We start from the raw sequence: 12,817 nt of genomic DNA, 5'->3' as shown, positions 1-12,817 counted from the left end.
TGAGCCCGGCCCGCCTTGATGAAAAGGCCCACGGTCAGTGGTTCCGGAGCCATTCGTGAAACTGACTGAACGAGAGTTGGCGACTGGCCGGACCACTGCGCACGTAGAACTCCTCGCTCTGGCCGTTTTTGAGGATGGCCGGAACACGGGCGGGCATGCACAGAGCGCGGATGACCGTCGCCCCGCCAACCTGTATGGCCATGGTCTCGACATAGCGGGAAAACTCGGCGCCAAGGTACTGGTTAACAAGATTATTAAAATGTAACAACGCCTTGTCGTCATTGGCGAAGCTGTCCTCGGCAAAGCCCGTTACCGTGCCGTCGTCAGCCACCCCCACCAGCAATGTGCCACCCTCGGAATTGATGAAAGCCGACACGCTTTTGACAATGGCGTGTTCGATCTCCTTTCCGTTTTTGCCCGCCTTGAGATTAAAACGCATGGTCTGCTTGAACTCGAGCCCCCGGCTCTCCCCCTCGGCAATGAGTCGCAATACATCGTCGGCATTGCGGGCAGCGCCGTGGCGCATACCCAGGGTCTCTATCCTGGAGCGGTTGCGGCGCAGGAGATATAGGGCCGCAACGCCCAAGAGGGCCAGGGCGGAGCCAAAAACCTGTAGGAAGGTATCGCTGCCAAGGGAGGGAATGACACCGGCCATGGGCACGACCACCCCCAGGGACAGGGTGTCGCCAAAGACGGACAGGGGCGCAAGATATGCCCACCAGACCTCCCCACGCACCCGCAAGGGGACGGGAACACCACGCAATGAGGCATCCCGGGCCATGCGCTCGGCCGCTGCGGCGATGACCGGATCGGGAATCTCCTGGGCCGGTCCCGGTTGCCGAGCCGCCCCGGGGTTTCGGTCCGCATCGCCGACCGGCAGCACTGAACCGTTGTCCCAGAAAAGAAAGACTTTTTCCGCCCTGCCCTTTTCCGCGCCATCAAGTTGATTGACCACGACCCCCACCGGAAAGACGAAGGAGAGCATGACCCGACCGGCCCCGCCTTGCACCAGCGACGCGGCCGCCAACCACGATTCGCCCGCGTCGACATAGCGCCCGGCGCTGCGCCAGTTGACCTGACCGGGCTCAAGATGGCGGAATTCCTCGGCCAGGGCCTTGTCCACGGCCGCGCCGTCGAACCGCTCCGGGGCGACGGCGGCCGAGGAGGAACCATCGGGCCTCCAAAGGGTCCAGCCCCCGTCCTGTCCGGGAACTGCTTCGAGCAGGCCGTCGGCCCCCCGGAGAAGCAGATAACGCAGGCCCTCGCCATCCGAGACCATGATTGAGGCCATGTCGGGATGTCTGCCAAGAATATCGGTAAAGGTGCGCCGCAGATCGGACGGACCAAGGCTGTCGAGACGACTCACCACCATGTCGCCGCCCGAGGTGGTCACGGCGTTGACCAGCACAGTCACCGCTCCGGCGAGACCTTTTGCGGAACTTTCCACGGCCACTGCAGCCGCGTCGTGGCGCACCTCGCGCACCCCCCAGAAGACCAGTGCGCCCAGCACTGCCCAGGCCAGGAGCACTCCGGCCTGAAGTATCCGGTAGAGATTCTTGCCTCGAATGATGCTCTGCGCCGGTCTTTGATCGAACATGCAACTCCTGGTGTTGTCAGTCAGCCTGGGCGAGCAGAACCCGGTCCACGGCAAGTTCGGTCAGGTCGTCCATCTCCGGGCCATGGTCGTAACCGGCCAGGTGCAGGACGCCGTGGGCCAACAGCCGGGCCAGATGGACCTGTTCCGGCTGCCCGTAGAGATGCGCCTCGCGAACAAGGGTGTCAACGCTCAGAGCCAGTTCGCCGAGGTATGCCGACTCTCCTGCGGAGCCCACCTCGCCCCGGAAGACATCCCCGTGCCCGGTCGGAAAACTGAGGACATTGGTAGGACCGGGGCAGCCCATGAATCCGGCGTTGAGCCGGGCCATCTCGCTGTCGTCAACCAGGGTGATCTCAAGAGACGCCCCCTCACGGCCCAGGGCCTCCAAAATGGTGGCCACCACCCCGGCAAGCTCCCGCCGAGACAGGGGAAATGCGGGATCGAGCCGGGTTTGACGCACGATTCTGATCTGCTCACCCATCATTCGGTCCTGTTGGTATCGTGCTGCTCGTAGGCGCGGACAATGCGGCCCACCAGCGGGTGGCGGATAACATCATGTTCGTCGAAGAAAATGAATTTCACGCCCTTGACGCGTTCGAGGATGGCCCTTGCATTGAGCAGGCCGGAACGGGCGTGGGTGGGCAGATCGATCTGTGTCACGTCGCCTGTGACAACGGCCCGCGAACCGAAGCCAAGCCGCGTCAGAAACATCTTCATCTGCTCGGGCGTTGTGTTCTGCGCCTCGTCGAGGATGATGAAGGCGTCGTTGAGAGTGCGACCGCGCATGAAGGCCAGCGGGGCAACCTCGATGACGCCGCTCTCCTGATACTCCTGCACCCTGGGAAAATCGAGCATGTCGTGCAGGGCGTCGTAAAGCGGACGCAGATAGGGATTGATCTTCTCGGCCAGATCGCCAGGCAGGAAGCCGAGCTTTTCGCCCGCCTCCACCGCCGGGCGGGTAAGTACGATGCGTTTGACCTCGCGGCGCAGCAGTGCTCCCACAGCCATGGCCACAGCCAGATAGGTCTTGCCCGTGCCCGCCGGGCCGATGCCAAACGTCAGGTCATGCTGGCGGATGGCATCAAGGTATTCCCTCTGGTTGAGGGATTTGGGCGAGACCGTCCGCTTGCCCGAGGTAGCGTAGACATCGCCCTTGAACACCTCGCCCACATCGGCCGAGGGCTGGCGCATGAGGATCCGGCAGGCGTAGTCCACATCCTGTGGGTACAGGCTCTTGCCCGCCTTGAGCATGGCGTAGAGCTGGGTCAGCACCTGGGCGGCCAACCCCTCTGCCGCCTCCTCCCCAGCTGGGGCGATGATGGTCACGGCGTTGCCCCTGCTCTCCAGACGAACACCCATGCGCTCGCCAATGAGCCTCAGGTGTTGATTGTGGGGGCCGAAAAGCTGCCCGGCCAGCCTGCTGTCGTCGAATTCGAGTTTCATCGCGGTCCCTGGCCCTCCCTTGGGGTTGACGGATGGCGGCGCCAACCGCCGTGAGACCTTCGCACCCTAACGGCCATCAGGCGCAAGGGCAATGACCGATCACGCCTTGCGGCGCAGAAACATCCAGCGACAGGCGCGGCGCTCCAGGAAGTTGGCCGCCTCGTAAAGGGCCGCACCCATCATCGACATGCCGAGTATGCCTGTGAACATGCCCAAGTAGTTCATTGCCCCCCAGGCGTCCATGATCATATAGCCCAGGCCCCGTGTGGTGGCAAAGGATTCGACGAAGAAAAGCACCGCCACGGACACCCCGGTGCCCAGACGGAGGGCCGTGAACCCATGAGGCAGCGCAGCCGGGATGAGCACCTCGCGCAGCACGTCCCAGCGCGAACCACCCAACGAGCGAACGGAATCGAAATATTTTGGATGGATGGAACGCACTCCGTCGCGGGTGGTGACCAGAATCTGGTAGCCGAGAATAAGCGCGATCATGGCGATCTTGGAGGCATCGCCCAGGCCGAGCAGAAGCAGGAACACGGGCAGGAGCACGATCTTGGGCACCGGATAGGTCAGGAAGACGAACGGGGCCAGCAGGGCATCCGCCCGCCTGACGCTGCCCATGAACAATCCCAAAGGAAAAGCAACGCCCCAGGCCAGGACCATGGCCGTGACCGCCCTGTAGGCGCTGACGCCGAAATGCTCCCAGAAGATTCGCGTGGTCAGAGCCGTGGCAAAGGCGGCCAGGGCGTCCTCTGGGTGGGGCAGAATAACCCCGCCCAGGGCCATGGCCGCCAACTTCCAGAGCAGGCCGAGAACGACCATGACCAGCCCGTAGCGCACCACCGGGGATTCATGATTCACCACAACGCCTCCACGGTGTGCCGCAGCTCACGAAGCAGACGAAAACACGCCTCGGTGTCGCGGATGGACGCATCGCCGAAGCCGGGATTGTCGAACATGGCAACCTGTCTGCCCGGACGGCCCGACAAGACCATGATCCGCCGCCCGAGCACCACGGCCTCCTCCAGGGAGTGGGTCACGAGCACATAGGGAACCCTGCGCCGCTTCCAAACATCAAGCAGGGTATGCTGCAGCCGCTCGCGGGTCAGGGCGTCCAGCGACGAGAACGGTTCGTCAAGCAGCATCAACCGGGGCCGCGAGACAAAGGCCCGGGCAATGGCCACCCGCTGCTGCTCGCCGCCGCTCAGGGTGGCGGGATACTCCTGCCCGCGTTCGGCCATGCCCAACTCGGCCAACTGCGCCAGGGCCGACTTAAGCCGCTTGGCACGGGGCACGCCCTGCACCTTGAGGCCCAGGGCCACGTTGTCGGCCACGGTCCGCCAGGGCAAGAGACCATAATCCTGAAGGATGATGGAGATGTCAGGGGTCGGCCCGGTGACGGGAACGGCGTCGAGAAAGACCGCGCCGCTGTCCGGCCGGGAAAGACCGCTCAAGAGATAAAGCAACGAGGTCTTGCCGCAGCCCGAAGGCCCGACCACGGCCAAGGTCTCGCCCACCTGGAGATCAAAGGACACGTCGTCGAGAACGCGCACGGCACCAAAGGATTTTCCGAGATTTTCGGCTTTGAGCATGGTTGAAACGATCTGGTTGCAAGCCGAGGCGTCAGGGAATGATTGGCGAAAGGACGATCTCCCTGGGAATGGGCTCGCGCAAGAGCCCCCTGGCGATCATCCAGTCCTGCACCTCGTCCAGTTCGCTGTCCGAAGGCAGCGCTGGCAACGGATATCTGTAGACCGGAAAGGCTTCCGCAAGGGGCTGCGGAATCCGACAGGTCTCGGCCATGAGAGCGCGATAGCGCTCGGGATCAGCGGCCAGTCGCTCCACCGCCTCCCGATAGGCGGTGACAAAGCGGACATAGACATCCGCGCCGTCGGAGAAATACCGGCGATGCAGGCAAAGCACTGTCAGGGGCACATCCAAATTGTCCGCCGTTGCCAGCACTCCGCCCCCCTTGAGCCGGGCCAGGGAGAGCAGCGGCTCGGGCAGAAATGCCGCATCGATCTGGCTGGCCATGAGCATCTGAAGGCGGATGGGAATCTTCTTGACCTCCATGCGCTTGAAATACTCGGCGCCTATGCCGAGGCGCGCCTCCATCTTGTCGGCCAGAAACTCCATGATGGTGGACCTGGAGATGCCCAGGCTGGCACCCTTCAATTCGTCCAGCCGCCTGTCGCGAGCCGCCGGAGAAAGCGCAATGCCGAACATGGGGTAGCCGGGCGAGGTGCGCCAGGAGGTCAGGGCGATGTACATGGGCACGTCCTGATTGATGAGCAGGTACGTGGCGATGAGATCGCCGAAGTAACCGTCGAGCTGCCCTGTCTGCATGGCCGTGTCGCGTTCCAGGGCCGAGGCAAAGGAGATCAGCTCCACATCGAGCCCCTGTCCCGCGAAAAGTCCGTCGCCAACAGCCACCTGGAGCGGCAACGTGTCGAGAACGGGCAGAATGCCGAAGCGGATGGTCATCCCCTGCGCCCGTGCCGGGGAAGCCGTTGCGGCAAGAAAAAGGACAAGTACAAGGCTCGTGACGGACAAGGTTCTTTTCATGCCAAAACTCCATGGTCAAGGTGGCGGCTTATACCATGCCCGACCGGGAATGAAAAGTCGGCCCGGGTGAAGTGACCACGCGCCGCAAGTGGACGCTGAACGCCGCTAATGTCCGGCATGGCTCCCGGCGCAGTGACCGGCGCCGCAGCCGCATTCCCGGCGCATCAGACTGCGGCCCACAAGCAGGAGCAGAACCAGGGCAGAAGCCACGCCGACCCACTCGGGCAGGGTCTCGTCCACCTGGACCACCACAGCCCTGATGTCAAGACCGAGGGCGATATAAAGCCGGTCCACCAGCCAGGCCAGGGTCAGGGAACAACCGACAATGGCCGCCACATAGATAACCGCCGTCCGTCTGCCCATGGCCTTGAGCATCACCGTAATGGTGGCGCCGTTGGTGGCAGGCCCGGCCAGCAAAAAGACCAGGGCCGCGCCCGGAGAGAGCCCCTTGAGCAGCAGGGAGGCGGCAATGGGCGTTGAGGCCGTGGCGCAGACATACAGGGGCAGGGCCACCACGAGCATGATGAGATAGGAAGGAAAGCCGGTACCAATGTATTCTGACAGTGCGTCCTCAGGAACGGCCACGGCAATGGCCCCGGCCACGACAATACCGACCATCAGCCACTTGCCGATGTCGGCCAGCATCTCGCCAAAGGCGTGGCGCATCCCCAGAATGAACCGGGTCCAGATACCAATGCGTTCCGGCTGGGCTTCGCCCCCGTGGCACCCGCATTGACCCTCCGAAGAATGGGCATAAGGGAGATCAAGGGGACGTGCCGCCGGTTCGGTGTCTATACTGGCTTCAGCCGACGGGACAGGCCGGAATGCGGGGCCGTTGTCACGCCGCAAAGAGTGGTCCGATTCCGCCTCCCGCTCCTCGCGCCCTGGGAAGAGATTGACCAATATCCCGGCGGAAACGGCCGTGACCGTAGCCGCTACCGGCCGAACCACGGTCATGATCGGATCGATCAGGGCGTAAGTTACGGCCATGGAGTCCACCCCGGTTTCCGGCGTGGAGATCATGAAGGCCGTGGTCGCACCCTTGCTCGCGCCCTGCCGCCGAAGACCCAGGGCCGCGGGCAGCACCCCGCACGAGCACAAAGGCAGCGGGACGCCGATGACCGCCGCCTTGACCACCGAACCGAAGGAGCGACCCCCGAGATGCCGGGCCATGAACGCATCGGGCACGAAGGCCTTGAGCAGCCCTGCCACGAAAAAACCCAGCAGCACATAGGGCGCTGACTCCTCCAGCACATGCCACGACGCGACGACTATCTCGACAAGCATATCCATGACTGCCTCATTTCTCATATAAGAACAGGTTCATAATTGAACAGGTGTTCACTTAACAAGTCAAAAAAAAGAGCTTCACTCTCCGTTCGCCTTTGCCGCAGGGGGGAAGGCGTGACCATCGCAACCCGGTTGCTGGCCATATCGGCCGTAGCCCTTGCTACAGGTACCGCGACAGAGTCCGGGAATCCCCTGCATCAGCCGCCATAGCGCCCCGCTATCCCTGCTCCAAAACGTGGTCAAGCCCCTGGCCGATGAGGTTGCGCACATGTTCATCATCAAGGGTGTAATACACGTTCTTGCCTTCCTTGCGGTAGCGGACCAAACGGGCTGCTCGCAACAGCCGGAGCTGGTGCGAAATGGCCGAGGGGGACATGTCGAGCACCTCTGCCAGGGCGCAGACGCACAATTCGTGGATGGACAGGGCGTAGAGCATACGCACCCGCGTATAGTCGCCAAGGGCCTTGAACAGCTCTGCCAGGAACAAAAAGTCCCTCTCGGAGAGCATCCCGGCCCTGACCTGGGAGACGTTGGCCTCGTGCTGCTCGGTATTTCCGCAGGCGATGTTGGACATGCCACCTCACATGATCAGTTACTCATTTATAGCGTCTGTACCCATGTAGGCAGCCGGTGTCAAGACCTGACAGCGGGCTGTCCCCCAGACAAGGAGGCCAGCCCGCCATGGTGCCTTTAACGCAATTTCCTTGTTGCGGAATGAGAATATCACCCCTTAAGCTGCCAGCTTTCTGGCTGCTTCCAAGACGGCGGCGTAGTCGGGTTCGTCCGTTATCTCCTTGAGGTACTGGGCATGGGCCACTGCGCCGTCCCTGCCCACCACGAAGACCGCCCGGCTCAAAAGGCGCAATTCCTTTATCAATACGCCAAAAGCCGCTCCAAAGGAGGCATCGCGATGATCCGAAAGGGTCTGAACCGCTTCCACTCCGGCCGCGCCGCACCATCGGGCCTGGGCAAAAGGAAGATCCATGCTCACGGTGAGGATGACAACATCGTCTCCCAACCCGGCGGCCTCGGTATTGAAACGACGGGTTTCCATATCGCAGACCGGAGTGTCCAGCGAGGGCACCGCCGCGAGGATCAACACCTTGCCCGCATAATCGGCCAGAGTGCGCCCGGTCAGATCATTGGCCACCAGTGAGAAGTCCGGGGCCTTGTCCCCGGCTTTGATCTCCGGGCCAAGAAGCGTCACCGGGTTGCCTTTTAGCGTCGAAACACCTTTTCTTTCCTGCATTGTCGCTCCTTATGCGTTTTAGTAACCATTGCCATAACACCGCGCTGCAATGGATGTAAAGGAGGAACAGGACTGCTCACTCCATGGGGAACCGCCTTCCCACCGCCGCCTGAAGCCCGTCCCACCGTTTTTCTTTTGTGCATGGGCCGGACACGACCGTCAAGGGAACGAAAAATCATTTCCGGCCCGTCCAACACATTATAATGGTTCAACTGACGATCTTATATCATGGACATGCGCAGTGGGGCGAGGTATAAACAGACAAGCCGGGCCATGGTGGACCGGCAGGAGTTCCCCGATGAGGTACCGCTATGAGCAAGCTTGCGATTGACACCGGCATCCTGCTGGAAACCGGGACGAACGAGCTCGAAATTCTGGAATTTTATATCAACGAAACGCTCAAGGAGGGCCAGCCTCCGGTCAAGAACTATTTCGGCATCAATGTGGCCAAAGTCATGCAGGTCATCGAAACGCCGAACCTCGAACCGCCGGAGTCCGCGCCCCACCCGTCCTTCATGGGCACCATCCCCCTGCGCGACCTGATCCTTCCCGTGCTCGACCTTTCGGTTTGGCTTGATCTGAATATGCCCAAAACCGAGCGCGACATCGTCATCGTCACCGAGTTCAGCAAGTCCGTGACCGGCTTCCTCGTTTCCGGCGTGATCGAGATCCACCGCGTGGGCTGGGGCGAGGTCATCCCGCCCTCAAGCGTCATCTCCCAGAGTACGGATTCCATCATCGGCCTGGTGGACAAGGGAGACCACTTCATCCAGTTGCTCGATCTCGAAACCATCCTGACCCAGTTCGAGCCCGACGACGGACTGGAACTCAAGCGTGCGGACAAAGAGTACAAAGTACTGGTGGCGGACGACTCGGCCACCATCCGCACCATGCTCGAAAACAATCTGAGCAAGGCCAACTTCCGCCCCACCATCACCACCAACGGAAGCGAGGCCCTGAAAACCCTCACGGAATACAAGCAGTTGGCTGAGGAATCGGGCAAGGACATCAACGAGTTCGTGGACATCGTGGTCTCTGACATCGAAATGCCGCTCATGGATGGCTTCAGCCTGACCAAGAACATCAAGCATGATCCAATCCTGAAAAAACTGCCGGTGATCCTGTACTCCTCGATCATCACCAAGGAACTGCGTCACAAGGGGGACTCCGTAGGTGCGGACATGCAGATCACCAAGCCCGACCTGCACACCATCCCCGACAAGGCCATCGAACTCATTGAAGGAATATCCGCTTGACCAGACCTGCCGACCACGTCCTCGAGGTCTTCCTCGAAGAAACCTCAGAACGGCTCGATTCCATCGAATCCGGCCTGCTGCGCCTTGAAAAGGCGGCTGAACCCGAACCAGGACTGATCAACTCCATCTTCCGCGACGCCCACTCGGTCAAGGCCGGGGCCAACCTGCTCAAACTGGGAACCATCGAGGAGCTGGCCCACAAGCTGGAAAACGTGCTGGAACAGATTCGCAAGGAGCGGATTCCCGTCACCGAAATGATCATCACCGCCAGCCTCGAGGCCGTGGACAAATTGCGCGAACTGGCGCGGGATGTGGAAAAAAGCGACTCCGTCAGCATCCGACTGCACACGGCCATGCTCGAAATGTCGGTCAAGAAATCCCTGGAAGGGTGATGCCGCCGAGTATGCCAGAAGAACACAGGGACGCCCATAAGGGTGTCCCTGCATCCACTGAAAAACCAGCTAATTCTCTAGCGCCTTGAGCAACTCGCTGGCCTCGTGCATCTTGGAAAACGAGGTGTTCTTGAAAACCTCCCCTTCCACAGCCCGAAGAAACTGATCGTGGGTCATGCGCGTGAAGTCCATCATGATGCCCCTCACCTCGAAATACATCCGCAGGAACGCCGTAAACGGCTCGTCGATGAGGATTTTTACAATCCCCCTGGGGTCGGTCAACGAGGTGAAAGGCTTGTTCATCCCCCCAAGATGAAACAGGTCGAGCCCGCTCTTGCCGTCCGTGACCACGCCGACGAGGTTGAAAGTCTTGAGCCCGGCCGCAAACCCTTCGTCAAGGTTCGGAAATTCGAGAATATCCTTCCTGGGAAACGCCCCCACGAAAACCATGGTTCCATTGCTCTCAACCATGGTGTGGCGGAACATGCTTTCGCCGTGCAGCTTGCGGGCGGCCTTGACGGTCTCGTAAAGGTCGCAGGCAAAGGCCAGTTTGAGATCCCCGATGACTTTGGCGTCCATGCGCTCCCTCCGGTTTATTGTCTTTGGCAGCGCAGCAAATAGCGCATTTCAGGACACGGCACAATGATCCGCCGACCGGAATCGCGTGGAAGAGGCGAGGGCCAACCTATATTATGCCATGCAGCGGCCCGCCGGGACCCCCCAGGGCGTCCACTCGCCGCTCCACTTCGGGGTCCGGCTCCAGCGGCGGGGCGTGGTAGGTCTTCAGCCGCGCATCAATGATCACCGCCAGCTTGGCGCCCCAATGCTTGGCATGGGTGAAGGCTCCCGCGCCGTAGATGTCCGTGGCCGGGTCCGAACGGGTGAAAGCCACCCACAGGAAATTGTCCCAGTCCCGGGCCGTGAAGGCGGCGTCGTCGGCCACCACGATGAGGGGGAACCCCTCAATGCCCCTGACCTGAGACAGGGCCTCGCCCAGGGCGTCCAGGGCCGGGTCCTGCTGGTCCCGCTTGCGCCGGTGGGCCGGTCCCTTGAGAACCATGATCCCGGGCGCGAAGACCCGGGCATCGCGGAAGCCGCGCGGCAGGTCGAGGTCGGCGGGCAGTTCGGCGGCCAGGGACCGCTTGACCTTCCCGGCCGCAGCCAGCACCAGCTTGGAGCCCTGATTGAGACTGATGCCCGAGTAGTCCAGCGTGTCCATGGTGGTCCGGGTGATGAAGTGCAGATCGCGGGCAAGGTCCACCCGCCGCAACAGGTGGTCGAGAAAAGCGGGAATGTCGTGGCAGGACATGCCCGGAGCCAGATCCTCCCTGGCCGCGATGAGAACATACTTGGAGAGCGAGGTCTGGGTGTTGCCGAGCAGGGCCATGGCGTTGGTCAGCAGTTCCTGGGGCTGCCTGTCCTCGGCATAGGGCACATAGCGCTCGCTGCCCACGGCCAGAAGCAGCGGATGCACACCGGCCGCATCCACGGCGTGGACCTCGTGAACTCCTGAAAAGACCGAGGGCACCAGCTCGGCGGTCAACTCGTGGATGAACTCGCCGAACACCGTGTCCTCCTGGGGCGGCCGCCCCACGGTGGTGAAGGGCCAGACCGCGTCGGGACGATGATACACCCTGTCCACACGCATGACCGGAAAATCGTGCGTCAGACTGTAGTAGCCCAGATGATCGCCAAACGGCCCCTCGGGCTTCTGCTCGCCGGGCATGATCCGGCCGCAAAGGCAGAAATCCGCCTGGGCAGGAATGGGCAAGCCGCCTTCGTGGCGGACCATGGGAATACGGTGCCCGGCCATGGCCCCGGCAAAGAACACCTCGGCCAGTCCCTCCGGCAATGGCATGACGGCTGCCAGGGTCATGGCAGGCGGTCCGCCCACGAAGACGTTGACCCGCAGCGGCTCACTCCGGGCAATGGCCTGGGCGTGGTGGTGACCGATGCCCCGGTGGATCTGGTAGTGTAGACCCACCTCGCGCTCCGGCAGGAACTCGCCCCCGGAGAGCTGGACCCGGTACATGCCGAGGTTGGAGCCCGCGAAACCGGGATTATCCGGGCTCTCTGTGTAGACCTGAGGCAGGGTCACATAGGCACCGCCGTCCATGGGCCAGGACACCAATCCGGGCAGGGCCGAGAGTGCAGCCTCGCACTCCATGACCGGCCCGGTTTCCACGGTCCGCGGCATGGTGTGCCAGGCGGTGCGCGGTGCGCCGAGATACTGCCAGGGCTTTTTGAGCGCTTCCATGGGATTGAGCTTGAGCTTCATCAAGCGCTGCACGGTCGCGATGGTATCGCGAAAAATGAAGCGCATCCGCTCGCGTGTGCCGTAAATGTTGGCGGCCATGGGAAAACGACAGCCCTTGACCTTGGTGAAAAGCAGCGCAGGACCGCCCGCACGAAAGACCCGTCGCTGAATGGCACCCGCCTCGATAAAGGCGTCCACGGGCGTGTCGATGCGAACCAGTTCGCCCCGTTCCTCAAGGGCGTCGAGGCATTCTCTTGTATTGATGTATCCCATTGCGATTCCCGTTTTCGATGTTGCTGCCGGGGGCACAATCTAATCGGAAAGGGCGAAAAAGTTAAGCGGGAATCGACAGCAGGCCGGAACGCCTGGACTTCAGTGCCCTGCCCCTGCGGACCGGCCCGGCGAACGCCAGACGCAGTCGAACCGGATGGCGCCATGCCGGGCATAGGCGCTCCGCAGGTCCAACTCGTGGGGCTTCATCCCCTTGGACGCAAGGTTGCGGCAGGTGTTGCAAAATACGCGAGGGTAGCCGCATACGAGGCAGTAGGGGCGATAGTCGTCGCAGGTCTGCGCGTTCCAGGGCCGCCGATGCCCAAGCACACACCCTTTTCTGTAGAAGACACAATTCGGACAATTGTTTGACATGGTTGACAATGTACGCATCTCGACCCTCCGAACAAGCTGATGGCTCAGCTTAGGATACAAACACAGGGACAGGCGCGGGGGTATTATAATTCCACTGCCGGCCATCGTGCAGTGCCTTGGTGC

At 61.9% G+C, this 12,817-nt stretch carries 14 protein-coding genes; 2 read left to right on the top strand and 12 right to left on the bottom strand.

What is annotated here, in order from left to right:
* Positions 1-34: 34 nt before the first annotated feature.
* The 9 genes from GKC30_RS04340 to tpx form a co-directional block, all read right to left on the bottom strand.
* A complete protein-coding gene (locus tag GKC30_RS04340; protein ID WP_155932509.1) occupies positions 35-1,597 on the bottom strand; it encodes an AlbA family DNA-binding domain-containing protein in 1,563 nt (520 codons plus the stop codon).
* 16 nt (positions 1,598-1,613) lie between these two features.
* On the bottom strand, positions 1,614-2,078 hold the full coding sequence (ybeY, locus tag GKC30_RS04335) for an rRNA maturation RNase YbeY (RefSeq protein ID WP_155932508.1): 465 nt from the start codon (positions 2,076-2,078) through the stop codon (positions 1,614-1,616).
* Positions 2,078-3,040 (bottom strand): PhoH family protein, encoded by a 963-nt coding sequence (locus tag GKC30_RS04330; protein ID WP_155932507.1) that lies wholly within the window; start codon positions 3,038-3,040, stop codon positions 2,078-2,080. The genes ybeY and GKC30_RS04330 overlap by 1 nt, the downstream gene beginning before the upstream one ends.
* Positions 3,041-3,139: 99 nt before the next feature.
* Positions 3,140-3,862 (bottom strand): ABC transporter permease, encoded by a 723-nt coding sequence (locus GKC30_RS04325; protein ID WP_155932860.1) that lies wholly within the window; start codon positions 3,860-3,862, stop codon positions 3,140-3,142.
* A 35-nt stretch (positions 3,863-3,897) separates the two neighbouring features.
* The gene (locus GKC30_RS04320; RefSeq protein ID WP_155932506.1) at positions 3,898-4,632 is read right to left on the bottom strand and encodes an ABC transporter ATP-binding protein; all 735 of its coding nucleotides are present in this window, start codon (positions 4,630-4,632) and stop codon (positions 3,898-3,900) included.
* A 31-nt stretch (positions 4,633-4,663) separates the two neighbouring features.
* Positions 4,664-5,605, bottom strand: a complete 942-nt coding sequence (locus GKC30_RS04315; RefSeq protein ID WP_155932505.1) for an ABC transporter substrate-binding protein — start codon at positions 5,603-5,605, stop codon at positions 4,664-4,666.
* Positions 5,606-5,710: 105 nt separating this feature from the next.
* Positions 5,711-6,898 carry an SO_0444 family Cu/Zn efflux transporter gene (locus tag GKC30_RS04310; protein WP_196772805.1) on the bottom strand — a complete coding sequence of 396 codons (1,188 nt, stop codon included), beginning with the start codon at positions 6,896-6,898 and terminating at the stop codon, positions 5,711-5,713.
* A 214-nt stretch (positions 6,899-7,112) separates the two neighbouring features.
* On the bottom strand, positions 7,113-7,469 hold the full coding sequence (locus GKC30_RS04305; protein WP_155932504.1) for an ArsR/SmtB family transcription factor: 357 nt from the start codon (positions 7,467-7,469) through the stop codon (positions 7,113-7,115).
* A 156-nt stretch (positions 7,470-7,625) separates the two neighbouring features.
* The gene (gene tpx, locus GKC30_RS04300; RefSeq protein WP_155932503.1) at positions 7,626-8,144 is read right to left on the bottom strand and encodes a thiol peroxidase; all 519 of its coding nucleotides are present in this window, start codon (positions 8,142-8,144) and stop codon (positions 7,626-7,628) included.
* Between the two features lie 311 nt (positions 8,145-8,455).
* Between tpx and GKC30_RS04295 the strand changes: the two genes are divergently transcribed.
* Together GKC30_RS04295 and GKC30_RS04290 are read left to right on the top strand one after the other, a co-directional pair.
* Entirely contained in the window at positions 8,456-9,400 is a 945-nt protein-coding gene (locus GKC30_RS04295) for a chemotaxis protein (RefSeq protein WP_155932502.1), read from the top strand.
* Positions 9,397-9,792 carry an Hpt domain-containing protein gene (locus GKC30_RS04290; protein ID WP_155932501.1) on the top strand — a complete coding sequence of 132 codons (396 nt, stop codon included), beginning with the start codon at positions 9,397-9,399 and terminating at the stop codon, positions 9,790-9,792. The genes GKC30_RS04295 and GKC30_RS04290 overlap by 4 nt, the downstream gene beginning before the upstream one ends.
* A gap of 69 nt (positions 9,793-9,861) precedes the next feature.
* Here the strand turns inward: GKC30_RS04290 and GKC30_RS04285 are convergent, their stop codons facing one another.
* The 3 genes from GKC30_RS04285 to GKC30_RS04275 all read right to left on the bottom strand — a co-directional run bounded on the left by GKC30_RS04285 (position 9,862) and on the right by GKC30_RS04275 (position 12,712).
* Positions 9,862-10,371, bottom strand: coding sequence for a hypothetical protein (locus tag GKC30_RS04285; protein WP_155932500.1), 510 nt, complete (start codon positions 10,369-10,371; stop codon positions 9,862-9,864).
* 106 nt (positions 10,372-10,477) lie between these two features.
* On the bottom strand, positions 10,478-12,322 hold the full coding sequence (locus GKC30_RS04280; RefSeq protein WP_155932499.1) for a UbiD family decarboxylase: 1,845 nt from the start codon (positions 12,320-12,322) through the stop codon (positions 10,478-10,480).
* 99 nt (positions 12,323-12,421) lie between these two features.
* Entirely contained in the window at positions 12,422-12,712 is a 291-nt protein-coding gene (locus tag GKC30_RS04275; protein ID WP_155932498.1) for a hypothetical protein, read from the bottom strand.
* Positions 12,713-12,817 lie beyond the last annotated feature (105 nt).

Origin of the sequence: Pseudodesulfovibrio alkaliphilus (assembly GCF_009729555.1) — a bacterium.
GTDB classification, from domain to species: Bacteria; Desulfobacterota; Desulfovibrionia; order Desulfovibrionales; family Desulfovibrionaceae; genus Pseudodesulfovibrio; species Pseudodesulfovibrio alkaliphilus.
Note: the sequence above shows the minus strand (reverse complement) of the source record. Positions and strands in the feature narration are given on the sequence as shown.